This window comes from Allobosea sp. TAF32 (assembly GCF_052113585.1).
Classification (GTDB): domain Bacteria; phylum Pseudomonadota; class Alphaproteobacteria; order Rhizobiales; family Beijerinckiaceae; genus Allobosea.
The window spans coordinates 150,016-173,386 of the sequence record NZ_JBFRDM010000002.1; the positions used below are offsets into that span (position 1 = coordinate 150,016).

At 65.9% G+C, this 23,371-nt stretch carries 31 protein-coding genes; 22 read left to right on the plus strand and 9 right to left on the minus strand.

The features are described from left to right. Window positions 1–3: 3 nt before the first annotated feature. From AB4Z16_RS05260 to AB4Z16_RS05315, 12 genes are all read left to right on the plus strand, one after another. On the plus strand, window positions 4–1,026 hold the full coding sequence (locus tag AB4Z16_RS05260; protein ID WP_441510292.1) for a recombinase RecT: 1,023 nt from the start codon (window positions 4–6) through the stop codon (window positions 1,024–1,026). After that, window positions 1,026–1,316, plus strand: coding sequence for a hypothetical protein (locus AB4Z16_RS05265; RefSeq protein WP_441510293.1), 291 nt, complete (start codon window positions 1,026–1,028; stop codon window positions 1,314–1,316). The genes AB4Z16_RS05260 and AB4Z16_RS05265 overlap by 1 nt, the downstream gene beginning before the upstream one ends. Next, entirely contained in the window at window positions 1,310–1,990 is a 681-nt protein-coding gene (locus AB4Z16_RS05270) for a putative quorum-sensing-regulated virulence factor (RefSeq protein WP_441510294.1), read from the plus strand. The genes AB4Z16_RS05265 and AB4Z16_RS05270 overlap by 7 nt, the downstream gene beginning before the upstream one ends. Window positions 1,991–2,019: 29 nt before the next feature. Next, complete coding sequence (locus AB4Z16_RS05275) at window positions 2,020–2,505, plus strand: 5' nucleotidase, NT5C type (protein WP_441510295.1); 486 nt, start codon at window positions 2,020–2,022, stop codon at window positions 2,503–2,505. After that, a complete protein-coding gene (locus AB4Z16_RS05280) occupies window positions 2,502–3,173 on the plus strand; it encodes a hypothetical protein (protein WP_441510296.1) in 672 nt (223 codons plus the stop codon). The genes AB4Z16_RS05275 and AB4Z16_RS05280 overlap by 4 nt, the downstream gene beginning before the upstream one ends. A 62-nt stretch (window positions 3,174–3,235) precedes the next feature. After that, complete coding sequence (locus AB4Z16_RS05285; protein WP_441510297.1) at window positions 3,236–3,793, plus strand: hypothetical protein; 558 nt, start codon at window positions 3,236–3,238, stop codon at window positions 3,791–3,793. After that, window positions 3,790–4,314: a hypothetical protein gene (locus AB4Z16_RS05290; protein ID WP_441510298.1), complete on the plus strand. Its 525-nt coding sequence runs from the start codon at window positions 3,790–3,792 to the stop codon at window positions 4,312–4,314. Before AB4Z16_RS05285 ends, AB4Z16_RS05290 begins: the two co-directional genes overlap by 4 nt. Then, entirely contained in the window at window positions 4,307–4,603 is a 297-nt protein-coding gene (locus tag AB4Z16_RS05295) for a hypothetical protein (protein WP_441510299.1), read from the plus strand. Before AB4Z16_RS05290 ends, AB4Z16_RS05295 begins: the two co-directional genes overlap by 8 nt. Then, window positions 4,596–4,799 (plus strand): hypothetical protein, encoded by a 204-nt coding sequence (locus AB4Z16_RS05300; protein WP_441510300.1) that lies wholly within the window; start codon window positions 4,596–4,598, stop codon window positions 4,797–4,799. The genes AB4Z16_RS05295 and AB4Z16_RS05300 overlap by 8 nt, the downstream gene beginning before the upstream one ends. Continuing rightward, window positions 4,796–5,437: a hypothetical protein gene (locus AB4Z16_RS05305; protein ID WP_441510301.1), complete on the plus strand. Its 642-nt coding sequence runs from the start codon at window positions 4,796–4,798 to the stop codon at window positions 5,435–5,437. Before AB4Z16_RS05300 ends, AB4Z16_RS05305 begins: the two co-directional genes overlap by 4 nt. 1 nt (window position 5,438) lies before the next feature. Beyond that, window positions 5,439–5,741, plus strand: coding sequence for a hypothetical protein (locus AB4Z16_RS05310; RefSeq protein ID WP_441510302.1), 303 nt, complete (start codon window positions 5,439–5,441; stop codon window positions 5,739–5,741). Beyond that, window positions 5,714–6,964: a tyrosine-type recombinase/integrase gene (locus AB4Z16_RS05315; protein ID WP_441510303.1), complete on the plus strand. Its 1,251-nt coding sequence runs from the start codon at window positions 5,714–5,716 to the stop codon at window positions 6,962–6,964. The genes AB4Z16_RS05310 and AB4Z16_RS05315 overlap by 28 nt, the downstream gene beginning before the upstream one ends. An 89-nt stretch (window positions 6,965–7,053) precedes the next feature. Here the strand turns inward: AB4Z16_RS05315 and AB4Z16_RS05320 are convergent, their stop codons facing one another. Further along, a complete protein-coding gene (locus tag AB4Z16_RS05320) occupies window positions 7,054–7,254 on the minus strand; it encodes a DUF1192 domain-containing protein (protein WP_441510304.1) in 201 nt (66 codons plus the stop codon). Window positions 7,255–7,349: 95 nt separating this feature from the next. Here AB4Z16_RS05320 and AB4Z16_RS05325 point away from each other — a divergent pair, with 95 nt between their 5' ends. From AB4Z16_RS05325 to AB4Z16_RS05335, 3 genes are all read left to right on the plus strand, one after another. Next, complete coding sequence (locus AB4Z16_RS05325) at window positions 7,350–8,348, plus strand: NAD(P)H-quinone oxidoreductase (RefSeq protein ID WP_441510305.1); 999 nt, start codon at window positions 7,350–7,352, stop codon at window positions 8,346–8,348. Between the two features lie 2 nt (window positions 8,349–8,350). Then, window positions 8,351–8,818 (plus strand): nuclear transport factor 2 family protein, encoded by a 468-nt coding sequence (locus tag AB4Z16_RS05330; protein ID WP_441510306.1) that lies wholly within the window; start codon window positions 8,351–8,353, stop codon window positions 8,816–8,818. Window positions 8,819–8,990: 172 nt separating this feature from the next. Continuing rightward, window positions 8,991–9,719, plus strand: coding sequence for a DUF1013 domain-containing protein (locus AB4Z16_RS05335; protein ID WP_441510307.1), 729 nt, complete (start codon window positions 8,991–8,993; stop codon window positions 9,717–9,719). Window positions 9,720–9,853: 134 nt separating this feature from the next. Here AB4Z16_RS05335 and AB4Z16_RS05340 read toward each other — a convergent pair whose 3' ends face one another. Further along, window positions 9,854–11,788, minus strand: coding sequence for a propionyl-CoA synthetase (locus AB4Z16_RS05340; protein ID WP_441510308.1), 1,935 nt, complete (start codon window positions 11,786–11,788; stop codon window positions 9,854–9,856). A 174-nt stretch (window positions 11,789–11,962) separates the two neighbouring features. Between AB4Z16_RS05340 and AB4Z16_RS05345 the strand changes: the two genes are divergently transcribed. Both AB4Z16_RS05345 and AB4Z16_RS05350 read left to right on the plus strand, forming a co-directional pair. After that, window positions 11,963–12,859, plus strand: coding sequence for a TSUP family transporter (locus AB4Z16_RS05345; protein ID WP_441510309.1), 897 nt, complete (start codon window positions 11,963–11,965; stop codon window positions 12,857–12,859). 30 nt (window positions 12,860–12,889) lie between these two features. Beyond that, window positions 12,890–14,518, plus strand: a complete 1,629-nt coding sequence (locus AB4Z16_RS05350; protein ID WP_441510310.1) for an acyl-CoA synthetase — start codon at window positions 12,890–12,892, stop codon at window positions 14,516–14,518. 23 nt (window positions 14,519–14,541) lie between these two features. Here the strand turns inward: AB4Z16_RS05350 and AB4Z16_RS05355 are convergent, their stop codons facing one another. The 3 genes from AB4Z16_RS05355 to AB4Z16_RS05365 all read right to left on the minus strand — a co-directional run bounded on the left by AB4Z16_RS05355 (window position 14,542) and on the right by AB4Z16_RS05365 (window position 15,734). After that, window positions 14,542–15,009 (minus strand): YidB family protein, encoded by a 468-nt coding sequence (locus tag AB4Z16_RS05355; protein ID WP_441510709.1) that lies wholly within the window; start codon window positions 15,007–15,009, stop codon window positions 14,542–14,544. A gap of 74 nt (window positions 15,010–15,083) precedes the next feature. Beyond that, window positions 15,084–15,344, minus strand: coding sequence for a GlsB/YeaQ/YmgE family stress response membrane protein (locus tag AB4Z16_RS05360; protein ID WP_441472934.1), 261 nt, complete (start codon window positions 15,342–15,344; stop codon window positions 15,084–15,086). A 201-nt stretch (window positions 15,345–15,545) separates the two neighbouring features. Further along, window positions 15,546–15,734: a YdcH family protein gene (locus AB4Z16_RS05365; RefSeq protein ID WP_441472935.1), complete on the minus strand. Its 189-nt coding sequence runs from the start codon at window positions 15,732–15,734 to the stop codon at window positions 15,546–15,548. Window positions 15,735–15,963: 229 nt separating this feature from the next. Here AB4Z16_RS05365 and AB4Z16_RS05370 point away from each other — a divergent pair, with 229 nt between their 5' ends. The 5 genes from AB4Z16_RS05370 to AB4Z16_RS05390 all read left to right on the plus strand — a co-directional run bounded on the left by AB4Z16_RS05370 (window position 15,964) and on the right by AB4Z16_RS05390 (window position 19,380). Then, window positions 15,964–16,182: a YdcH family protein gene (locus AB4Z16_RS05370; RefSeq protein ID WP_441510311.1), complete on the plus strand. Its 219-nt coding sequence runs from the start codon at window positions 15,964–15,966 to the stop codon at window positions 16,180–16,182. 103 nt (window positions 16,183–16,285) lie between these two features. Beyond that, window positions 16,286–16,786: a 5-(carboxyamino)imidazole ribonucleotide mutase gene (gene purE / locus AB4Z16_RS05375; protein WP_441510312.1), complete on the plus strand. Its 501-nt coding sequence runs from the start codon at window positions 16,286–16,288 to the stop codon at window positions 16,784–16,786. Further along, window positions 16,783–17,883 carry a 5-(carboxyamino)imidazole ribonucleotide synthase gene (locus AB4Z16_RS05380; protein WP_441510313.1) on the plus strand — a complete coding sequence of 367 codons (1,101 nt, stop codon included), beginning with the start codon at window positions 16,783–16,785 and terminating at the stop codon, window positions 17,881–17,883. The genes purE and AB4Z16_RS05380 overlap by 4 nt, the downstream gene beginning before the upstream one ends. A gap of 169 nt (window positions 17,884–18,052) precedes the next feature. Next, on the plus strand, window positions 18,053–18,286 hold the full coding sequence (rpsU, locus tag AB4Z16_RS05385) for a 30S ribosomal protein S21 (RefSeq protein WP_038359685.1): 234 nt from the start codon (window positions 18,053–18,055) through the stop codon (window positions 18,284–18,286). Between the two features lie 245 nt (window positions 18,287–18,531). Then, complete coding sequence (locus AB4Z16_RS05390; protein WP_441510314.1) at window positions 18,532–19,380, plus strand: tetratricopeptide repeat protein; 849 nt, start codon at window positions 18,532–18,534, stop codon at window positions 19,378–19,380. Here the strand turns inward: AB4Z16_RS05390 and AB4Z16_RS05395 are convergent, their stop codons facing one another. The 4 genes from AB4Z16_RS05395 to AB4Z16_RS05410 form a co-directional block, all read right to left on the minus strand. Then, complete coding sequence (locus AB4Z16_RS05395; protein WP_441510315.1) at window positions 19,381–20,262, minus strand: alpha/beta hydrolase; 882 nt, start codon at window positions 20,260–20,262, stop codon at window positions 19,381–19,383. An 81-nt stretch (window positions 20,263–20,343) separates the two neighbouring features. Next, window positions 20,344–21,750: an NAD(P)(+) transhydrogenase (Re/Si-specific) subunit beta gene (locus AB4Z16_RS05400; protein ID WP_441510316.1), complete on the minus strand. Its 1,407-nt coding sequence runs from the start codon at window positions 21,748–21,750 to the stop codon at window positions 20,344–20,346. 3 nt (window positions 21,751–21,753) lie between these two features. Continuing rightward, complete coding sequence (locus AB4Z16_RS05405) at window positions 21,754–22,188, minus strand: NAD(P) transhydrogenase subunit alpha part 2 (protein WP_441472943.1); 435 nt, start codon at window positions 22,186–22,188, stop codon at window positions 21,754–21,756. 17 nt (window positions 22,189–22,205) lie between these two features. After that, complete coding sequence (locus AB4Z16_RS05410; RefSeq protein ID WP_441510317.1) at window positions 22,206–23,345, minus strand: Re/Si-specific NAD(P)(+) transhydrogenase subunit alpha; 1,140 nt, start codon at window positions 23,343–23,345, stop codon at window positions 22,206–22,208. Between the last annotated feature and the right edge of the window lie 26 nt (window positions 23,346–23,371).

Consider the following 23,371-nt stretch of genomic DNA (forward strand, 5'->3'; position numbering starts at 1 on the left):
CAGATGAGCCAGTCAGTTCAGACTATCGAGCAGCGCATCGAGGCGCGCATAGACAACGAAACCACCCGACAGCTTGCCGTTTCGGACCGGGCCGGCGGGTTGGTGTTCGCCAACGTCTCCGAGGTGATGGAGTTCGCCAAGCTGATGGCGATCTCTGGTATCGCCGTCAGGAAGCATCTCCGCGGCAACCCCGGCGCCTGCCTTGGTGTTGTGATCCAGGCGCTTGAATGGCGCATGTCGCCCTATGCGGTCGCAAACAAGAGCTATCTGGTCAACGATCAGTTGGCCTACGAAGCGCAGCTCATCCACGCGGTGGTTCTCAGCCGGGCTCCGATCAAGGGGCGGCCGAAGGTCGAATACAGCGGCGAAGGCGACAAGCGTCGCTGCAGGGTATCGGTCGAGCTCAACGACGGAAGCGGCCAGTGGGTCGATTACGAGTCGCCCGAGTTCGGGAAAATCACTCCGAAGAACTCGCCGCTGTGGAAGTCGGATCCGGACCAACAGCACTTCTACTTCAGCGCCCGCTCGCTGGCGCGCCGGCACTTCCCTGACGTTATCCTGGGCGTCTATGCCGAGGACGAGATCATGCCGCGCGACCCGGCCGCGGCTCGCGACGTTACTCCCGCGCCGAAGACGCTTTCCGGCCGGCTCGACGCACTTGCTGGCTCACCGGCGCAGCCCGAGCATGATCCCGAAACGGGCGAGATCAAAGGTGAGGGGGAAACCTCGAATCCCCCCGCGACTGCCGGCCAGCGGGCAGTGGACCCAGCTCCTCAATCGCTTGCAGACGGTGCGGTGACGGACGGCGGAGAGGACGATGGGCGCTTTCCGCCCCCCGCTAGCGACGACTTCCCCGGTGATCAGCCGAGCCCCCGTCAGTTGGCGCGCGATCGCGGCGCTGAGGCCAAGCGTGACGGGCTCAACAAGCGCGCCATGCCGGCCGAGTACCGCTCCGAAGGGCGCGAGGCGGAAATGCAGGCCTGGCTCGAGGGCTTCGAGGGCCAGCGCCAGGCGGAGGATGCGTAATGGATCGGATCACCATTCGTATCGCGCGCGAGGACGAGCGTTTCGCTGGCTCGTTCGTCATCGAGCAGGGCGGCAAGATCTGCGACGGCCTCGGTTGGGACGAGATGCTTGGCCAACTCGCGGTCATCACCTTCCCGACGGAGCGCGTGAACCGCTGGGGCGGCACGCTCTATCCGATGGAAACGCCCCAGGAGCGCGAGGCCAAGCGCCTGGCGCGCCGCGCTCGCGGCCGCACCATGGCCGAGACCGAGGCGGCCATGACACTCGACGGAGAGACCACCCGATGCTGATCCGCGTCATCGACTTCGAGACCACGGGACTGCCGCCTAATGCTGCCGTCTGCGAATCCGGATGGACCGACATCATCCTCGACGGCAACGCCTGCGAGATCCGGCCGACCGTTGCCCGCCTGATCAATCCGGGCCGGGCGATCCCCGAAGAAGTGTCGAAGATCCACGGGATCACCGACGCCATGGTCGCGGGATGCCCATCGCCCGACGTCGTATTCCGCGAGATGATGGAGGGCGCGGATGTGTTCTGCGCCCACAACTGCGAGTTCGAGCAGAACTTCTTTGGTGGCGGAGATCGGCGCTGGATCTGCACTTATAAGGTCGCCCTGGTCCATCTTCCGGACGCGCCGTCGCACAAGAACGGCGCCCTCCCCGAATATCTTGGGCTGCAGCTGGATCCGGCTCTCTGCGAGCCGGCGCACCGCGCTGGCCCCGACACCTACACTTCGGCCCACATCCTCGCGACGCTCATCGGCCGCGGGCTCTCGATCGATGAAATGGTCGAGATCACCAGCAGGCCGCGACAGATTAGCCGCATGCCCTTCGGCAAGCATAAGGGCGAGCTCATCGTAGACCTTCCCGACCGTTACCTCTCTTGGTGCATCGACGAGTTGAAGGCGGCCGACATTGTCGCCGCCATGAAGAAGGAAGTCGCGCGGAGGAAGGCAGCATGACGCGGCTTTATCTCGACCTCGACGGCGTTATGGCCGATTTCGACGCGCACTTCCCGGCCGTCTTCGGCCTCGATCATCGCGGCATCGCCGATGACGCTATGTGGACCGTGATCAATGCTCATCCGAGCTACTTCCGAGACATGCCCACGTGCCCCGGCGCGATCGAGTTCTTTCGCGAGATCCAGCATCTCGATCCGATCGTGCTGGCGGCATGCCCGCGGACGAACTACCAGCACGTCGCCCGGCAGAAGCGGGAATGGGTCCGAGAGCACCTGTCGACGGAGATCATGGTTCTCCCGGTCATGGGTGGCCGGAACAAGCCGCTGTTCATGCACGCGCCGAAGGACGTGCTGATCGACGACTTCGCCAAGAACATCAACGCATGGCGCGACGCGGGTGGCGTCGGGATCCTCCATGTCGACTTCAATCAGACTCGTCAGGTTCTCAATACGGTCCTGTGCATCCGGGCGAAGGTGGAAGGCAGGAACCCAGGCGCGGAGTTCATCGCACCATGACCGACACGCGCGCCCGCAAGAGCCACATCTGGGACCGGCATCCCGACGACTGGTACGTGGAAGATTATTGGGTCTCCGAGCGGCTTTTCGCTTCGGGCGCGGTCGACGGCTGCCGGACGGTCCTGGACCCAGCATGCGGCTTCGGCCGCATCGTGCATTCCGCGGCCAAGGCCGGCTTCATTGCGGCGGGGTCTGACATTGCGCCTAGGTGGCGCGATCAGCCTCACCAGGGGGTCTACCTGATCGCCGACTTCCTCAATGGGGAATGGCCGGCTGCGAAAAGCCGGCGCTTCAGCCGTCCGGACCTGATCGTCTCAAACCCGCCCTTCCGCCACGCCGAGCAGTTCGCCCGGCTCGCGCTGCAGCGGGCGCGGAAGGCCGTCGCACTCATCCTGCCAACGACCTGGCGCAGCGGTGACGAGCGCTCGAGGTGGCTGGAGACGACGCCCCTCGCCGAGGTCCTCGACATCACGCCACGGCCGTCGATGCCGCCCGGCCCAGTGCTCCTCGCTGGCGAACGCCCCGGCGGCGGCACCAAGGACTTTAGCGTATTCATCTGGAAGCACGGGCACCAAGGCCGTCCGCTGGGCGGTTGGTTGCGCAAGGGAGACAAGCCCGGCCACCAGTCCCGCATGCTCGCCTATGAGGCGAATGGAGGGGAAGTCTGATGCCTACTGGCTACACCGCCCCTGTCGAATCCGGCGAGATCACTGAGCTCCGCGACTTCATCATGCTCTGCGCCCGCGCGTTCGGCGCCTGCATCATGATGCGCGACGAGCCGCTGTCGACGCCAATCCCGGAGAAGCTCGAGCCCTCGACGCAGCTCTATGACGAGAGAATTGCGGCGACCGAGAAGCGCATTGCCGAGCTGACGGCGATGACGGCCGACGGCGCGCTGACGGCTTCGCTGGCCGCGAACAACGAACTGGCCCGCCAACGCCGAGAGCACGAGGCCGAAGATCAGGCCCGACTTGAGCGTCATCTTGTCATGGCCGAGCGCGTCAGAGGATGGGATGCGCCAAAAAGCCATGCAGCCCTGAAGCAGTTCATGCTCGAGCAGCTTGCGGAATCGATGCGGTTCATCGGCGGTTCCTACCCGCTCCCCCCTATGAAGATCGGTGAAGCATGGCGGCAGGAGCAACTGTCGGACCTCAGCGACAGCCTGGCGCGGTCGCGGAAGAGCCACGCCGAGGAAATCCAGCGCACCGCGGAGCGCCAGCAGTGGCTCGATGACCTGCGCGCAGCGCTGCCCCCGGCCGCGGGCGATGTCGGCGGAGGGCAGGCATGACAGCCCTCACCATCTCAGACTTGGCAGGCAAGACCGTTCGGCTTCAGGCTCACCTTAATCTGGGCTCGAATGGGTACGGCTACGCCTATCGCTTCGTCGACTACCCGCGCCTCGGTTATGTCGATTATGGCTACAAGGGCGCCCATGCCCGCAAGCTCGGCAAGACCGGCGAGCGGAAATGGACTCTCGACGGCGCTATCGTGGAGAGCCTGGACTTCGCGTTAGCGGGCTATGCGACGGCGCCGGAATTGGATGATCGCGAGAAGGCCGTCCTCGCCCTTGTGCCGGATGAATTCGAGCCGCTCCGCGAGGTCGAGAAGCGCATCTCCGCAGAGCTAGGCGACCCGCCGCCCGAGCGTGATGGATACGCCCAGGCCTCCGCCACCACGATCAGCACACTTCACAGCAAGGGGCTGGTCGAGATCGGCCGCCGCAAGGACGAGCCGAACGAGATGCAGAAGCGCCTTGGCCTTGAGCATCTGGCCTACACGCCCCTGGTTCGGAGGAAGGCCCATGGCTGAGATCAAGCACAGCACCAGCCCTTGGCATGCCGATCCGAAGGCGCCGGAGGATTCTTACTTCGAAGACGTCAGCATCCTTCGGGAAGATGGTCTCGCGGTCGGCGTCGCGGTCCACAACGGCGACATATCGCCGGAAGAGGTGAAGGCGAACGCCTTCGTAATGGCGGCCGCGCCCGAGATGCAGGCCGCCCTGCGCGGCATCCTCAGCAATCCTGGCGGGCGATGCACGGCCGAGCAGTGGGCGGCCGGCCTCGACGCTCGCGCGAAGTCGGAGGGCCGCCATGTCTGATCGCTACACCGCTCGCCAGAAGCAGCAGGCCTTAGCCCGCGAGCTCGGCTTTCGCCGCCGCGTCTATGCGACCCGCGTCGCTGCCGGCTCCATGAAGGAAGTCGAAGCCGCATTTCAGATCGGCATCTTCGAAGAGATGGAGGCCGAGTTCCGCCAGCGCGCCGACGCCGAGGATCGGGCCGGGAGGCTGCTGTGATCGCTCTACTCCAGGCACTGAACAACGCGAATGGCGCCAGCAACCAGCAATTCGTCTGCGTGGTGCACAAACCCGCCAATTCCTCTCCAATAGGCGTCAGCCGCCGCAGTCAAAGTCGGCAAGGTGGCCCCCTCTTCCGGTTCTGCGCAGTACGAGAGAGAGGCGCGGTGTCTCGGAGCGTCGAACTCGAGCGCCTCAACCCGATGCAGAACCGCACAGGATGCTTCCGGCCGATATCTTTCGACGTCGGGTTCCGTCGGGAGGATGAAGCACGCGGACAACCTGCTCGGCTTTTGAGGGTATCGCTGCGCGCGAACCATCTCAAAGGTCAGCTCTCGCATCATGATGAACTGAGCATCGGCACCGCCCTGAAACAGCTTGATATCGGGATGAAGATTGAGCAGCCGGCCCCAATTCCCAGGCTCAATAATGCTACCCGCTCGCAAGCGCAGCGGCGCGAAGTGAAAGCCAATCATCCTGCCCCCGTGTCGTTCACCTACATCTACCGTTGGAACCGGTGCGACCGGAAGGGCCAGCGCTGCCGTGTGTTCGCACGCGGGACCATGAACTCCGTGGGCCTCGAGTTCGAAGACGGCTTTCGCATGGTCTCCTCCGGCAACGCGCTGAGGAGGGCATAAGATGGCGCGCGCCCAGACCCCGACCAGCTTTGACGAACTGCCGCTGTTCGCCAGCGACGAGCAGATCGCGTGCGTCGTGGTCGGCCCGCACAATGCAAAGGAGTGGCTGCGCACCAGACTGCCGACGATCGCCGGGAAGCCAGGATTTCCACCAGTAGACCCCTTCCACAATGGCCGCCCAACGTGGCTGATTAAGCGGTTCTATGAGGAATATCTGGGCGTCTCCGTCTCGACAGGAAAGAGCGGCGCGCCTGATGGCAGAGAGGATGCATCGGCATGGACCCGATCAAAGCGCCGGGCCTGAAATTCCAAAAGCGGAAGAACAAGCGCGTTCCCTACTGGGTCGCGGACGAGAAGGATGTGCTTGGGGGCTATTCCCCGAAGACGGTCAACCTTGAGTACCTGGCTGACACGCCGGATATCCTGATCGCGAAGTGCAATGCGCTCCAGTCGGACATGTTGCTCTGGCGCGCTGGCTATCGCCGTAACGGGATCACCTATGACGGGACGATCAAGTCCCTGCTCGAGCTTTATGAGACGCACCCGGATAGCTCGTTCCAGACGGTCAAGCCGTCTACGCGGTATCCGTACACGTTCTATCTTGCCAAGCTGAAGGGGCACATCGGCCCGCGGCGGGTGGATGCTGTCGACGGTTCCGACATCATCGCGTGGCACAAGGTCTGGTCGAGCCCTGATGAGCCAGAGGGCCGTTCGAAGCTGGCCGCCGCGGCTATGGCGCGCGCAGTCCTCAAGGCTGCATGCACCTTCGGCGTGCTCAAGCGCCTTGATGGCGCGAAGCAGTTGCTCGAGATCCTGAAACTCTCGCGATTCGAGAAGCCGGCCAGCCGTTCCCAGGTTCTCACAGCCGAGCAGGTCATCGCGGCGCGCGCTGCCGCTCACGATCACAAGGCTCCGTCGCGGGCTCTGGCCTATGCGCTGACTTTCGAAACCCTGCTCCGGCTCTGGGACACGATAGGTCAGTGGATTCCGATCAACGATCCGGGCCTGTCCGAGGTCATCAGCCCGAACGGAAAGGAAAAGTGGATCGGGCTGAGCTGGCATCACATCGACGAGCACATGGTTCTTCGCTTCACCCCGTCAAAGACGAGCCGCACAAGCAACGTCAAGATCGTTGCCGATCTCAAGCTCTGCCCTATGGTGATGGAGGAGATCGAGAAGATCCCTGCCGAGCAGCGCGTCGGCCCGGTTATCGTCGCCGAGCGGAGCAAGCTGCCCTATCGCGAACAGCGCATGCGCCGCGGCTGGTCGAGAGATAAGAAGGTGGCCGGCATACCGGTTGATGTCTGGGCGCGCGACCTGCGAGCCTCTGGCGTCACCGAAGGGCGCGATGGTGGTGCGGCGACAGACGACGCCGCCAAAGTCGCCGGTCACACCACCGCGAAGACTACTGCCGCCGTCTATGACCGTGGCGCCTTAGAAGCTCACCGTCGTTTCGCCAACGCCCGCCTGTCCAACCGGGAACAGGGCAAAAACGGCGGCGGTAACACCCCCGGTAGCGAGCGGTAACGCGATGCGCGAGAATGCCGTCCACATAGGAGTTTTCGAAGAAATGCCAGTTAACGCCCTCTTAACGGGCGTTTCTTTTTGACGCTTTTTCAGGCGAGTTTCCGAAAGAACGCGTCCGCCGCGGAGCGGGTCGCATCCTTGCGCGCCCGCGTTTCGGCCAGGCGTTCGATCTCGGCCTTCAGCGCGGCAATGCGCTCGTCGATCTCGGCGAGCGAGAGCATCGACAGGTCCTGGCCGATCTCATGCACACTCTTCGGTTTGGGGCGATCATCCTCCGGGAATATCGACATGGCGGCCTCGCATCTGCTCAAACTGCGCGCGGCAGGCTAGCCAACTTGCGGCGACAGTCACGCTGCGCCGCACCATGACGAAGGACGACGAGGCCATGACCCCCATTCCCGAGACGATGACGGCGATCGGCATTCCCGCCCCCGGAGGCCCGGAAGTCCTGCGCCCGGAGATCCGCCCCGTTCCGAAGCCCGGCCCCGGCCAGATCCTGGTTGCCATCGCCGCCGCAGGCGTGAACCGTCCCGATGTCCTGCAACGCCTCGGCGGTTACACTCCTCCGCCGGGCGCCTCCGACATTCCGGGCCTCGAATTCTCCGGCACGGTCATGGCGCGCGGCGAAAGCGCGGAGCGTTTCAATGTCGGCCAGCAGGTCTGCGCCCTTGTTCCCGGCGGCGGCTACGCCGAATACGCCGTCGTCCATGAGAACAATGCCCTGCCTGTGCCGGAGGGCTTTTCGCTTATCGAGGCCGGCGCCGTCCCGGAGACCTATTTCACGGTCTGGACCAATGTCTTCCAGCGCGGGCGGCTGCAGGCGGGCGAGAGCTTCCTCGTCCATGGCGGCTCATCCGGCATCGGCACCACCGCGATCCAACTCGCCAAGGCCTTCGGCGCGACCGTGCTGGCGACGGCCGGCTCCGACGAGAAGTGCCGGGCCTGCCGCGATCTCGGCGCCGATCACGCCATCAACTACCGCACCGAGGATTTCGTCGCCGCGTCCAAAGCCGCGACGGGCGGGCGCGGCGTCGACCTCATCCTCGACATGGTCGGCGGCGACTATATCGACCGCAACTACGAGGCTGCGGCCGATCAGGGCCGCATCGTCCAGATCGCCTTCCTCAACGGCCCGAAGGCGACAGCGAATTTCAGCCGCCTGATGCTGAAGCGCCTGACGCATACCGGCTCGACGCTGCGTCCCCGCACCGTCGCCGAGAAGGCGGCCATCGCTGCCGAACTGCACGAGAAGGTCTGGCCGCTGCTCGAGGCCGGGCGCTGCAAGCCGCAGATCCATGCTACATTCCCACTGGCCCAGGCCGCGGACGCCCATCGTCTGATGGAGTCCAGCGCCCATATCGGGAAGATCGTACTGACGGTGTAGCCATGCAGAGCGACGCGCCCACGCCGGACGATGACAAAAAGGCGATTGCCGAGCTGATCGCACGGCAGTTCGCCAGCCTCAGCTGGCGGCCGGGCGCGCCGGCCGATTGGGCCGCCTTCGGCGCCGACTTCCATGACGCCGCCGTGCTCTACGCTTCCGCCCGCCCGGCCCGGCCGCAATCACCCGCCGAGTTCGTCGCGCGGATGCAGGATCTCTCGCAGACGAGCCTGCGCTCCTTCGAGGAAAGCCCGCTCGGCATCGAGATCCGCGTCTTCGGCCATGTCGCCGTGGCAGTCGCAGCCTGCGAGGCCGTGGAGAACACCACCGAAACCGGCCGCACCGTCGAGATGATGCTGCTGGTCAAGGAGGCCGGTTCCTGGACGATCGTGGCGCAGGCCTGGGACAAGGCGACACCGTCCCGGCCGGTCCCGGATGCCCTCCTCTCGGCGTTTGGGCAGCCGCCGCAATGACCTGCAAATCCATGGACACTGGCCACGCCCTCGCCTATAAGGCGCGCCATCCTGCTCATCGTCGATGATTTGGATGGCCGGCCGAGGAGGCCGGTCGGCGCATGAGAGCTTTTGTCCGCGACCCTGCCTTGACGAGCCCGATCGGGCGCGAAGGCCTTCCAGGAGACGCCCCGTGTCACAAACCCCGCTGATGCCCAAAGCCACTGCGGTCTGGCTGGTCGAGAACACCTCTCTGACGTTCGAGCAGATCGCCGAGTTCTGCAAGCTGCATCCGCTCGAGGTGCGCGGCATCGCCGATGGCGAGGTTGCGGCCGGCATCAAGGGCCTCGATCCCATCACCTCCGGCCAGCTCACCCGCGAGGAGCTGGAGCGCGCCGCCAAGAACCCGAACCATCATCTGCGTCTCGCCGAGCGCAAGGTGAAGGTGCCGGAGATCAAGCGCACCAAGGGCCCGCGCTACACCCCGGTCTCGAAGCGCCAGGATCGCCCGAACGCCATCCTCTGGCTGCTGCGCAACCATCCCGAGCTCAAGGACGCGCAGGTCATCCGCCTGATCGGCACGACCAAGTCGACCATTGCGCAGATCCGCGACCGCACGCACTGGAACGCCCAGCAGCTCACCCCGATCGACCCGGTCAGCCTTGGCCTGTGCTCGCAGATCGACCTGGACTTCGAGGTTGCCCGCGCCGCCAAGGACCGTCCGGCCGCGCTGGCCGAAGCCGGCTCGACCCTGCTGTCCGCCGAAGAGACCACGGCTCCGGCGCCCGCGCGCAGCGAAAGCCAGCCCTTCGCCGATATGAGCCGGCCGAAGCGCGAGGAAGAGGCGGCGATCGACGTCGATTCCGTCTTCGCCAAGCTGAAGCAGCTCAAGCGCCCGGCTGATGAGGACGACGAGGGCTGAGCTTAGGCTCGGTTCCAACCGTCATGGTCGGGCTTGTCCCGACCATCCACGTCTTCGCTGGTAGAAGATCGTGTTCAAGACATGGATGCTCGCCACAAGGGCGAGCATGACGTGGTGGCGCCGATAGGAATCGCCTACCCGATCCCCCTGCCCTTCAGGACCACGCCGATCTCGTCGAGCACCCCTGCGTCCTCGATCGTCGCCGGCACGGCATAATCTTCGCCGTCGGCGATCTTCTTCATCGTCGCCCGCAGGATCTTGCCGGAACGCGTCTTCGGCAGCCGGTTCACCGTCACCGCGAGCTTGAAGGCCGCCACCGGCCCGATGCGCTCGCGCACCAGCGCGACCAGCTCCTTCTCGACCTCGGCCGGCGACTGGCTCACGCCCGCCTTCAGCACGACGAAGCCGCAGGGCTGCTCGCCCTTGAGCGCGTCGCGAATGCCGACCACCGCGCATTCCGCCACGGCCGGATGCGCCGCCAGCACCTCCTCCATTCCCCCGGTTGAGAGCCGGTGGCCGGCGACGTTGATGATGTCGTCGGTGCGCCCCATGATGAAGACATAACCGTCCTCGTCGATGAAACCGGCATCCGAGGTGTTGTAGTAACCCGGATAGGCCGTCAGATATGCCTGCTTGAAGCGCTCGTCGTCATTCCACAGCGTCGGCAGCGCGCCGGGCGGCAGCGGCAGCTTCAGCACGATCGCGCCCATCGTGCCCGGTTTCACCGGGTGGCCGGCCTCATCGAGGCATTGCACCTCCCAGCCCGGCAGCGGAACCGTCGGCGAGCCGTGCTTCACCGGCAGCAGGCCGAGGCCCATCGGATCGCCGACGATGGGCGAGCCGCTCTCGGTCTGCCACCAATGGTCGATCACCGGCACCTTCAGCAGTTCCTCGGCCCATTTCAGCGTCTCGGGGTCGGCTCGCTCGCCGGCGAGGAAGAGCGCCCTGAACCGCGACAGGTCATGGCCGGCGAGGTACTTGCCCTGGGGGTCCTCCTTGCGGATGGCGCGGAAGGCGGTCGGCGCGGTGAACAGCACCTTGACGCCATGCTCGGCGATCACCCGCCAGAAGGCGCCGGGATCGGGCGTGCCGACCGGCTTGCCCTCGTAGAGCACACTGGTCGCGCCCTGGATCAGCGGCCCATAGACGATATAGCAGTGGCCCACGACCCAGCCGACATCGGAGGCGGTGAACATCACCTCGCCGGCCTTCACGTCGAAGAACTGATCCATTGTCGCCTTGAGCACCACCATGTGCCCGCCATTGTCGCGCACGACGCCCTTCGGCCGGCCGGTCGTGCCGGAGGTGTAGAGGACATAGAGCGGGTCGGTCGCGGCAACCTCGACGCAATCGGCCTTGAGCCCGGCTGCCTTCGCCGCCGCCACCAGCGTGCGCCAGTTCTTGTCGCGCGTCGCATGCATCGAGGCGTCGGCCTGCGGCCGCTGCAGCACGACGCAGGTCTGCGGCTTGTGCCGGGCCATCTCGATCGCGCCGTCGAGCAGCGGCTTGTATTCGACCACGCGCGTCGGCTCGATGCCGCACGTCGCGGTCAGGATCACTTTGGGCTCGGCGTCGTCGATGCGCGTCGCGAGTTCCTTGGCGGCGAAACCGCCGAACACCACCGAATGCACCGCCCCGATGCGGGCGCAGGCCAGCATGGCGAAGGCCGCCTCCGGCACCATCGGCATATAGATGAGGACGCGATCGCCCTTGGCGACGCCGAGATCCTGCAGCACGGCCGCGAGCGTCGCGACCTCCTCCAGCATCTGGGCATAGGTGTACTTGGCCTTCGTCCCGGTCACCGGGCTGTCGTAGATCAGCGCGACCTGGTCGCCGCGCCCGTCGCGCACATGCCGATCCAGCGCGTTGAAGCAGGTGTTGCAGGTCGCGTCCGGGAACCAGCGGCCATAGATGCCGGCCGAGGCGTCGAATGCCTTCTGCGGCGGCTTGATCCAGTCGATACCCTCAGCGATCTCGAGCCAATAGGCATCCGGATCGGCCTGCCAACTTGCATAGGTCTCGCGATAGCCCTCAGTGGGGCGGGCGGGTGCCGCATGGGAGCCATTCATCGGAAGCGTTCCTCTGCGCCGGGTTTCATCCTAAAGCCCCACAGCGAGCCGGCGATGGCGGGGCGGTTTTGCAGGGAATCCTGCGCACTCCCCTCCGACAGCGCAAGCGCGCAAACTTAAGACTTTCGCCCATCCCATTCTGCACCTCTCGGCTCTGCGGCGCAGCGTCACCCCATGTCCTTCGACCTCATCTTCTTCGCCGCCATGGTGCCGGCCGTCGTCTTGACGGGGCTGGCGAAGGGCGGCTTTTCCGGGCTCGGCCTGCTTTCCCTGCCGCTGATGGCCCTGGTCGTCTCGCCGGTGACGGCAGCCGCGATCATGCTGCCACTACTGATCGCGCAGGACGTGGTCTCGGTCTGGTCCTTCCGGCGGGACTTCGACCGCCGCAATCTTGCAACCCTGGCGCCCGGAGCGCTGCTGGGCATCCTCCTCGGCTATCTGCTGGCGGCGAAGGTCTCGGACGCGGCCGTCGTTCTCGCCGTCGGGCTGATCTCGGTCGGATTCGCGTTGCGCCGCATGCTGAGCGACGGCAAGAAGCCCGCCGCTGCGACCAAGGCGAATTGGAGCGCGGGCGGCATCTGGGGCTTCCTCTGCGGCTTCACCAGCATGGTCGCCCATGCCGGCGGCCCGCCCTTCCAGATCTACGTCATGCCGCAGAAGCTCCCGCCCGCCGTCTTCGTCGGTACCGGCGCGATCTTCTTCGCCGCGATGAACTGGGATCATCCCCTATCTCGCGCTCGGTCAGCTCAGCAGCCAGAACCTCATGGCCTCCGAGCTGCTGCCTTTCGCCATCGCGGCGACCTTTGCCGGGGTCTGGCTGGTCCGGCGGGTTCCGGCCGAGCGCTTCTACGGCATCGTCTACTGGCTGCTGCTGCTCGTTGGCGCGAAGCTGGTCTTCGACGGCGTGCGCGATCTGCACCTTCTCGGCTGATTCCACGTAAGCCCTCATCCAGAGGAGCAAGCGCAGCCTGCGTCTCGAAGGACGAGGGCTTGCAACGTGCCGCCCCGATCCGCGCGATTGCGCCGCATCGGAAAAAGGGATGGATTACGCAAAGGCGCTCTAGCCGCTAAGTCTGGCGCGCTTGCGTGGAAGGTTTTCCGATGACCCGTTCGGCCTATGACACCGATCTCGACCGCAACCCGGCGAATTTCCAGCCGCTCACGCCGCTTCCTTTTCTTGAGCGCGCCGCTGCGGTCTTCCCGGGCCGCACCGCGATCATCCACGGCCCGCTGCGCCGTTCCTATGCCGAGTTCTATGCCCGCTCGCGCCGGCTTGCCTCCGCGCTGGCGAAGCATGGCATCGGCAAGAATGATACCGTCGCGGCGATGCTGCCGAACACGCCGGCCATGCTCGAATGCCATTACGGCGTGCCGATGGCCGGCGCCGTGCTCAACACGCTGAACACAAGGCTCGACGCCGCGATCATCGCCTTCTCGCTCGACCATGGCGAGGCCAAGGTGCTGATCTGCGACCGCGAGTTCTCGAAAACGATCAAGGAGGCGCTCGCGCTCTGCGAGGCGAAGCCGCTGGTCATCGACTATGACGACCCGGTCTATGACGGCCCCGGCGAACGGCTGGGCAGCGTGGAGTACGAGGATTTCGTCGCAGGCGGCGACCCGGATTTCGCCTGGCAGATGCCATCAGACGAATGGGACGCCATCGCGCTCAATTACACATCCGGCACCACCGGCGACCCGAAAGGCGTGGTCTATCACCACCGCGGCGCCAACCTGCTCGCGACCTCCAACGTCATCACCGGCAATATGGGCCGGCATCCGGTCTATCTCTGGACGCTGCCGATGTTCCACTGCAACGGCTGGTGCTTCCCCTGGACGATCTCGATCGTCGCGGGCACCCATGTCTGCCTGAGGCAGGTCCGCGCCAAGGCGATGTACGATGCGCTTGCCGACCATGGCGTCACCCATCTCTGCGGCGCGCCGATCGTGATGTCGGCACTGCTCAATGCCACGCCTGAAGAGCGCCGCGACTTCCCGCAAACGGTGTCCTTCTTCACCGCCGCAGCGCCGCCACCCGAGGCTGTGCTCGCCGGGATGAAGCAGGCCGGATTCGAGGTAACGCATCTCTATGGGCTGACCGAGTGCTACGGCCCCTCCGTCGTCAACGACTGGAATGACGACTGGGACGCGCTCTCCCCCGCCGATCAGGCTGCCAAGAAGGCGCGCCAGGGCGTGCGCTACCCCGCGCTGGAAGGGCTCGACGTGCTCGATCCCGAGACGATGCAGCCCGTCCCGTGTGACGGCCAGACGCTCGGCGAGGTGATGATGCGCGGCAATGTCGTGATGAAGGGCTATCTCAAGAACTCGAAATCGACCGGGGCCGCCTTCACCGGGGGCTGGTTCCACACCGGCGACCTCGGCGTGCGTTATCCCGACGGCTACATCCAGCTCAAGGACCGCTCCAAGGACATCATCATCTCGGGCGGCGAAAACATCTCCTCGATCGAGGTCGAGGACGCGCTCTACAAGCACCCGGCCGTGCAGGCCGCGGCCGTGGTGGCCAAGCCGGACGAGAAATGGGGCGAGACGCCCTGCGCTTTCATCGAGCTGAAGCCGGGCCAGACCGCGACCGAGGCCGAGATCATCGCCTGGTGCAAGGAGCACCTCGCCTCGTTCAAATGCCCGCGCACGATCGTTTTCGCCGAGGTCCCGAAGACCTCGACCGGCAAGATCCAGAAATTCCGGCTTCGCGAAATGGCGCGGGCGCTCTGACCGGCCCGCGCCGTAGGTCGGCGTCAGCCTCGGCCCAGGCGGCCATCCGGGGTGTAGCGATCGACTGCTTCCGGCAGGATCTTTGACAAGCGTGCCAGCAGATCGTCGCGCGACAGCCCGGTCTGGCGGGCGATCGCGTCGATGACCTGCGGGCCGAGAGCCTGTTCCAGCTCATTCGGCGCAACCTGCTCGTTCGGCCCCTGGCTCACCCAGGAATCGGCCTTCTGGCCCTGCCCCGACTGGTTGAAGCGGTCGACCAGTTCGCCCAGGCCGTTGTTGAGCACCGCGCCGACACCGCCCGCCCCGAGCAAGCCGCCGAGGCCTCCGAGAAGTCCGCCGCCCTCCTGCGGCTGTGCCTGCGCCTGCCCTTGTTGCGGCACGGGCGAGGGAATCTGTCCCGGCTCGGGCTGGCCGCGACCGCCGAGCCACTCGGCGATCTTGTCGCGGTTCTGGAAGCCCGCCACGGCCAGAAGACCGAGCAAGGCGGTCATGGACGGGAAGCCGCTGCTGCTGTTGTCGTCACTCACGGCAATCACTCCTCTGACCTGGAATAGGCACGCGTGGATCAGACCGCACGATTGCGGCCGGATAGGGCGCCCCAGATGACGAGCACGACGATCGCGCCGACGACGGCGCCGATCAGCCCCGCGCCTTGGCCCGGCGCGTACCAGCCGAGCGCTTGGCCGAGATAGGTCGCCACGATGGCGCCGACGATGCCGAGGATCGTGGTCAGCACGAACCCGGAAGGCTCGTTCGATCCCGGCATGATGAACTTGGCGACGACGCCGGCAATGAAGCCGATGATGATGGTCCAGACGATGCCCAAGGCTACCTCCCCTTTGCACGAACGCCCGGCCTCAACGGCTGACTGAGCAAGATGTTCCGGCGCGATTGCGTCATCCTGTTGACGACCCTGTGCGAGGACGGCATCGACAAAAAAACCGGCCCCTTTCGGGGGCCGGCTCATCCGCATCGTCGAACTCTGGAATCGTCGAATCCTTGGCGGGCTGGCTCGCCCGCTCTGGCCTCAATGCAAGGTGCGCACCGGCATCGTCTGCCTTACGCGCTCGATCTCATCCTTCAGTTGCAACTTCTTCCGCTTCAGCTCGGCAACGCTGAGGTCGCTTGAGGACGGGCTCAACACGGCCTGCGCGATCGCATCTTCGAGCTGACGGTGCTTGCGCTCAAGTTCCGCAAGACGGGTTTGCAACGACATCTGGATCCTCCTGATGAGCGGTTGACGTCTCAATCTTACATAGAGCCGGCTTCACGTCTTCCCTGGGATGTCACACGGCATTCATGAGATTCTGTGATCCTTGCCTGCTCCTTCTCGGAAAGCCGTGAATAGGACGACCTTCCGGCCTTCGTGCCGCAGCGCGCGCTCTTGCAGGGCGCGCTGCGGCGAAGGCATAGTCGCGCCCAAGTGCGGCGATGATGAGATGGCCATGGGATTCGAGCTCAGCCCGGAAGAGGTCGAGACCTTCACCGCGGAGCTGGCGCGGCTGCGCGAGGAGCACCGCGATCTCGACAGCGCGATCGATGCGCTGGAGCGGGTCGGTTCGGTCAATCAGATCCAGGTGCAGCGGCTGAAGAAGCGCAAGCTTTACCTGAAGGACCGCATCGCTCAGATCGAGGACGCGCTGACGCCCGATATCATCGCCTGACGCGATGCCTTTTCCGGCAGCGCAGGCCCGATTCGCCCTTGCTTACCGGGCGCCGGACGGTCTAGATCGCGCGCTTCCGTAAGCGGAGCCTTGAGCGCATTCCATGGCCGAGACCAACCCTCCCGTCGCCATCATCATGGGCAGCCAGTCCGACTGGGCGACGATGCGCCATGCCGCGGAAGCGCTCGACGCGCTCGCCATTCCCTATGACGCCCGCATCGTCTCGGCTCATCGCACGCCGGAACGTCTGTTCGCCTTCGCCAAGAGCGCCAAGGCCGAGGGTTTCAAGGTGGTGATCGCCGGTGCCGGCGGGGCCGCCCATCTGCCGGGCATGACGGCGTCGCTGACGCCGCTGCCGGTCTTCGGCGTCCCCGTCGAATCCAAGGCGCTCTCGGGGCAGGACAGCCTGCTCTCCATCGTGCAGATGCCGGCGGGCATCCCGGTCGGCACGCTCGCCATCGGCCGGGCCGGCGCCGTCAATGCCGCCCTGCTCGCCGCTGCCGTGCTCGCGCTTTCGGACGCGAAGCTGGCCGAGCGGCTGGATGCCTATCGCGCCCGCCAGAGCGCCGCCATCGCCGAGCGCCCCAGCAGCGAGGACGCATGAGCCCGCCCGTTCCCACCGGCCTTGCGCCGGGTGCCATGCTCGGCATCCTCGGCGGCGGCCAGCTCGCCCGCATGATGGCGCTTGCCGCGGCCGATCTCGGCATCCGCTCCCACATCTTCGCACCGGAGACGGACAACCCGGCTTTCGACGTCGCCGCCCGCCACACCGTCGCCGAATATGAGGACGAGGCCGCGCTCGCCGCCTTTGCCGCCGCGGTTGACGTCGTGACTTACGAGTTCGAGAACGTTCCCGCCGCGACCGCCGCCTTCCTCGCCGGCCGCACCCCGCTGCATCCCGGCGCCCGCGCGCTCGCAGTGACGCAGGACCGCCTTACCGAGAAGAGCTTCGTCGCGGATCTCGGCCTGCCCGTCGCGCCCTTCCGTGCCGTCGATTCGCTGGCCGATCTGGAAGCTGCCGCCGCCGAGCTCGGGCGCCCCTGCGTGCTCAAGACCCGGCGTTTCGGCTATGACGGCAAGGGCCAGGTCAAGATCGCGCCCGGCAGCGATCTCGGCGAGGCCCACGAAGCGATCGGCCGCTTTCCCGCGATCCTGGAAGGCTTCGTGCCCTTCGTCCGCGAGGTCTCGGTTGTCGCGGCCCGCGGCCTCGACGGCGCCTTCGCCGCCTTCGACGTTTGCGAGAACGAGCACCGGGACCACATCCTCGCCTTCACCCGCGTCCCCGCGAATCTCTCCGCCGGAGTTTCCGACGCCGCCATCGATGCCGCACGCCGCATCGGCGAGGCCCTGGGCTATGTCGGCGTCTTCGCCGTCGAGATGTTCGTGCTGCAGGAAGGCGACACCGAGCGCGTCGTCGTCAACGAGATCGCCCCGCGCGTCCACAACTCCGGGCACTGGACCAGCGAAGGCGCTGAGACATCGCAGTTTCACCAGCATGTCCGCGCCGTCTGCGGCTTTCCGCTCGGCTCTGCCACCCGCCGTGGCCATGTCGAGATGGAGAATCTCATCGGGGATGCCGCGCTGCGCTGGCGCGAAATCCTCGCCGAGCCCGGCGCTCATCTGCATCTTTACGGCAAGCGCGACGCCCGCCCCGGCCGCAAGATGGGCCATGTCACGCGCATCACCGGCAACGGTGTCTAGGCATTCGGCGCAGCGCCGGTCTTAAACCTCCGCGAACCCCGATTTTCAGGGGTTTGGAGCGTGGACAGGCGAAATGAATTCTGCTATCGGCACAAAACTTCGAGCGATGCGCCTCGTGCCGTCGCCGGCCCTCATTTTTGGATCAACCCGCTAAGGACGGACGTTTCACGTGCAGGTTCTCGTTCGCGACAACAATGTCGATCAGGCTCTCCGCGCTCTCAAGAAGAAGATGCAGCGCGAAGGTATCTTCCGTGAGATGAAGCTCCGCGGTCACTACGAGAAGCCCTCCGAGAAGAAGGCGCGTGAGAAGGCCGAGGCCGTCCGCCGCGCCCGCAAGCTCGTCCGCAAGAAGCTGCAGCGCGAAGGCCTCCTGCCCGCGCCGGTGAAGCCGAAGCGCCCCTGATCGGTTCCCGGGCGGCCATTGCGCCGTCCAGGACGCAGGGCCGATAGTGAAACGCGCCTGGAGCCCCCTCCGGGCGCTCTTGCTTTTCAGCCACGTTAACCAAGTTTTGGCGGGTTTCAGGCGTTCTCTTCCGCGAGGCGCTGTCGGTTGGGGAGCGCAGAGACGCCGTGTCCGGCCTCGTGCCGGATGAGCCTTCCGCGCGGAGGCCGCGCGGCAGGCGAAGCACGGAACCAAAGAGGCAGAGCATGACCCGAGGCAGATATTGGCTGGCAGCAGCCGGCATGGCGCTTGCGCTCGCAGGATGCGACACCGTTTCCGGCCTCTCCTCGCAGCCCGCTATCGCGGAGCTCGACACGCGCGATACCGCCGATGCCAACGTCAATATCGGCTCGCTGACAGAGGTTATCAGCCGCAATCCTAACGATCCCGGCGCCTACAATCTTCGCGGTGCGGCCTATGCCCGCGTCGGCCGCTTCTCGGACGCGATCGGGGACTTCACCAAGGCGGTCCAGCTCGATCCAAACCTCGCCTCCGCCTATACCAATCGCGGCCTCGCGCTGCGCCAGAGCGGCCGCAACGACGCCGCGCTGGCCGATTTCAACCGCGCCACCACCGCCAATCCGAATTATGGGCCGGCCTATGTCGCCCGCGCCAACCTGCTGCGCCAGCAGGGCAACAGCCAGCAGGCCATCGCCGACCTGAACACCGCGATCCGCCTCAATCCGGAAGCGGCCGAAGCCTTCCACGCCCGCGGGCTCGTCTACCAGAAGGAAGGCCAGCACCAGCACGCGGTCACCGATTTCGATGCGGTGATCGATCGGAACCCCTACACCGCGCCGCCCTATATCGCCCGCGGCCAGAGCCTGAACGCGCTCGGCAAATACGACGCCGCGCTGGAGGATTTCACTGCCGCGCTCAATGTCGACAATCGCAATGCCGATGCCTGGGCCGGACGCGGTTTCGCCTTCGAGAAGCTCGGCAAGAAGACCGAGGCCTCCGAGGCCTATCAGCGTGCGCTCAGCCTCGACGGCAACAACGCCCAGGCTCGCGCAGGTCAGTCCCGTCTCGGCGGCGGTGGCTTCTTCCGCAGCTGATCACGGCGCGGAGCCGGCCTTCGTGGCCGGCTCGCCCACGGTCCGTGTTTCAGCTCCACTCAGCCTGCCTTCCGCGACATCGGCGAGGAAGCGTCGCACCTCGGCAAGCGAGCCGTATTGCGCCAGATCCTGGTGCCCGCCATCGGGAAAGCGCAGGAAGCGCTTTGGCGGGTTGGCGAGTTCATAAAGTGCCCTTCCCTGGGTGAAGGGAATGATCTTGTCCCGCTCGCCATGCATGATGAGCAGCGGCACTTTGATCCGCCCTATGACCTCGTCCGAGCGGAATTGGTCCTTCATGAACGATCCGACCGGGGCGTAGGGATAGCGCTCCTGCGCGACGGCGGCGGTCGAGAGATAGGGTGCCTCCAGCACGATGGCACTGAGCGGCACCTCCGCCGCCAATTTCAGCACCACGCCGCTCCCCAGCGACTCGCCGTAGCCGACGAGCCGCGCCGTGCCGAAACGGTCTGCGGCTGCGCCATAGGCTGCCCTTGCATCCTGCAGCAAACCGTCTTCGCTCGGGCTGCCGGTCGAGCCGCCATAGCCGCGATAGCTCACTGCAAAGAGTCCGGTGCCATCCTCCGTCAGCGCCCGGAAGCGCGCCACCCGGCCAGCCCGTGCGAGGTTGCCGGCATTGCCGTGGAAGTAGAGCAGGACCGGCTTGCCGGCCCGCGGCGGCACGATCCAGGCGATCAGCCGCTCGCCATCGGCCGTCGCGATGGTCGCCGCCTCAGCCGCGACGAGTCCGGCCGAGGTGATGTCCATCGGCACGGGGTCGCGCGGATACATCAGCTCGCGCTGCTGGACATAGAGCAAGCCAAGCAGTCCGAGATAGCCGGCGAGGCCGAGGCCGAGGATGAACTTCACAAGCCGCAGGAGCATCACGAGGCAGGCCGCGAAAAGCGAAAGGGCCGGCGATGAAGCCGGCCCTTTGCAGCAATCCGATGACGGCGGCGCCTGATCTCAGTGCGCCAGCGCCTTCACGATCTCATCGGTGACCTTCTTGGCGTCACCGAACAGCATCATCGTGTTGGGCCGGAAGAACAGCTCGTTCTCGACGCCGGCATAGCCAGCCGCCATGCCACGCTTGATGAAGAGCACGGTCTTGGCCTTCTCGACGTCGAGGATCGGCATGCCGTAGATCGGTGAGGCCTTGTCGGTCTTGGCGGCGGGATTGGTTACGTCATTGGCGCCGATGACGAAGGCGACGTCGGCCTGGCCGAATTCCGAGTTGATGTCCTCGAGCTCGAAGACCTCGTCATAAGGCACGTTCGCCTCGGCCAGCAGCACGTTCATGTGGCCGGGCATGCGGCCTGCGACCGGATGGATGGCGTATTTGACCTCGACGCCTTCCTTCTTGAGCAGATCGGCCATCTCGCGCAGCGTGTGCTGAGCCTGCGCCACCGCCATGCCGTAGCCCGGCACGATGATGACCTTGCCGGCGTTCTTCATGATGTAGGCAGCGTCGTCGGCCGAGCCCTGCTTCACCGGACGCGCCTCGACTGCGCCGCCGGCGCCGGCCGCGGCGTCGTCGCCGCCGAAACCGCCGAGGATGACCGAGATGAAGCTCCGGTTCATCGCCTTGCACATGATGTAGGACAGGATCGCGCCGGACGAGCCGACCAGCGCGCCGGTGATGATCAGCGCCATGTTGCCGAGCGTGAAGCCGATGCCGGCAGCTGCCCAGCCGGAATAGGAGTTCAGCATCGAGACGACGACCGGCATGTCGGCGCCGCCGATCGGGATGATCAGCAGGATGCCGAGCGCCAGCGAAACCACGACGATCAGCCAGAAGACCGCGTGGCTCTCGCTCTTGATGAAGACCGCGAGCAGCACCACCAGCGCGATGCCGAGGCCGATATTGATGCCGTGGCGCTGCGGCAGCATGATCGGCTTGCCGCTCATGCGCCCGTCGAGCTTGAGGAAGGCGATGATCGAGCCAGTGAAAGTGATCGCGCCGATCGCGACGCCGAGTGCCATCTCGAACAGGCTCGAGCCATGGATCGCGCCGGCGCGGCCGATGCCGAAGGCGTCCGGCGCATAGAGCGCCGCCGCCGCCACCAGCACCGCGGCGAGGCCGACCAGCGAGTGGAAGAAGGCGACGAGCTGCGGCATCTGCGTCATCTGCACGCGCTTCGCCATATAGGCGCCGACGCCGCCGCCGATGGCGATGCCGACGACAACCAGCAGCCAGCCGGAGAAGCCGGCAGGCGGGAAGAACAGCACGGTCGTGACGATGGCGATGGCCATGCCGATCATGCCGTAGCGGTTGCCCTGGCGCGAGGTCGTCGGGTGCGACAGGCCGCGCAGGGCCATGATGAAGAGGACGCCGGAGACGACGTAGAGCAGGGCCGAGAGGTTCGCAGTCATGCGTCAGCCCTTCTTCTTGTACATCGCGAGCATGCGCTCGGTGACGAGGAAGCCGCCGAAGATGTTCACCGAGGCCAGGATCAGCGCGATGAAGCCGAAGAGCTTGGCCCAGATCGGCCCGTCTCCCAGCGCATCCGCCGCCGAGACGCCGACCGCCAGCAGGGCGCCAACGACGATGACCGAGGAGATCGCGTTGGTGACCGACATCAGCGGCGTGTGCAGCGCCGGCGTCACCGACCAGACGACGTAGTAGCCGACGAAGACGGCGAGCACGAAGATGGCGAGGCGGAACACCGTCGGATCGACGCCGCCCGTCGCGATGCTGGCGGCGGCGGCGGCCTGGTCGGCATAGCGCTCTGCAAGCTCGGCCGCCTGTTTGGCGAGAGCGGCCGCGTTGCGCGCCTGTTCAAGAGCCTGCTCGGGAGAGGGAGTTGCCATGGTCGGAATTCCTTCGCTCAGGCCTTCGGCGCGAAATTCGGATGGATGACGGCGCCGTCCTTCGTCAGGGCGGTTGCTTTCACCAGCTCGTCGTCCCAGTTCACCGCGAGCTTCTTCTCGGCCTTGTCGATCAGCGTCTCGACAAAAGCGAAGAGGTTCTTGGCATAGAGCGAGGACGACGTGGCCGGCAGGCGTCCGGGAACGTTGAGGTGGCCGACGATCTTGACGCCGTTCTCCGTCGTCACGACCTCGCCGGGCTTGGCCAGCTCGCAATTGCCGCCGCGCTCGACCGCGAGGTCGACGATCACGGACCCGGGCTTCATGCTCTCGACCATCGCCGCCGAGATCAGCTTGGGCGCCGGGCGGCCCGGGATCAGCGCAGTGGTGATGACGATGTCCTGCTTGGCGATGTGGCTGGCGGTCAGCTCAGCCTGCTTCGCCTGATACTCCTTGGACATCTCCTTGGCGTAGCCGCCGGCAGTCTGCGCCTGCTTGAACTCCTCGTCCTCGACGGCGAGAAACTTGGCGCCGAGCGATTCGACCTGTTCCTTGGTCGCGGGGCGCACGTCGGTGGCGGTCACGATGGCGCCGAGGCGGCGCGCGGTCGCGATCGCCTGCAGGCCCGCGACGCCGACGCCCATAATGAAGATCTTCGCCGCCGGCACGGTGCCCGCCGCCGTCATCATCATCGGCAGCGCCCGGCCATATTCTGCCGCGCCGTCGATCACGGCGCGATAGCCGGCAAGGTTCGCCTGCGACGACAGCACGTCCATCACCTGGGCGCGGGTGATCCGCGGCATGAACTCCATGGCGAAGGCAGCGACCTTGGCCTTGGCCAGCGCCTCGACCTGCGCCTCATTGCCGTAGGGGTCCATCGTCGCGATGACGAGCGCGCCCGCCGGCAGCCCGGCGATCTCGGCCTCGGATGGGCGCCGCACCTTCAGCACGATGTCGGCGCCGTTCAGCGCCTCCTTGGCCGTCTTCGCGATGGTCGCTCCCGCTGCCTCATACTCCGCATCAAGGATGCCGGAGGTTTTGCCCGCCCCCGCCTCGATCACCACCTCGGCGCCGAGGCCTTTGAACTTGCGGACGGTCTCCGGCGTCGCGGCGACGCGGGTTTCCGCCCCTTGCGTTTCGGCTGGGACAGCAATGCGCATGGTGGGGCAGGCCTTTCCGGCGTTAT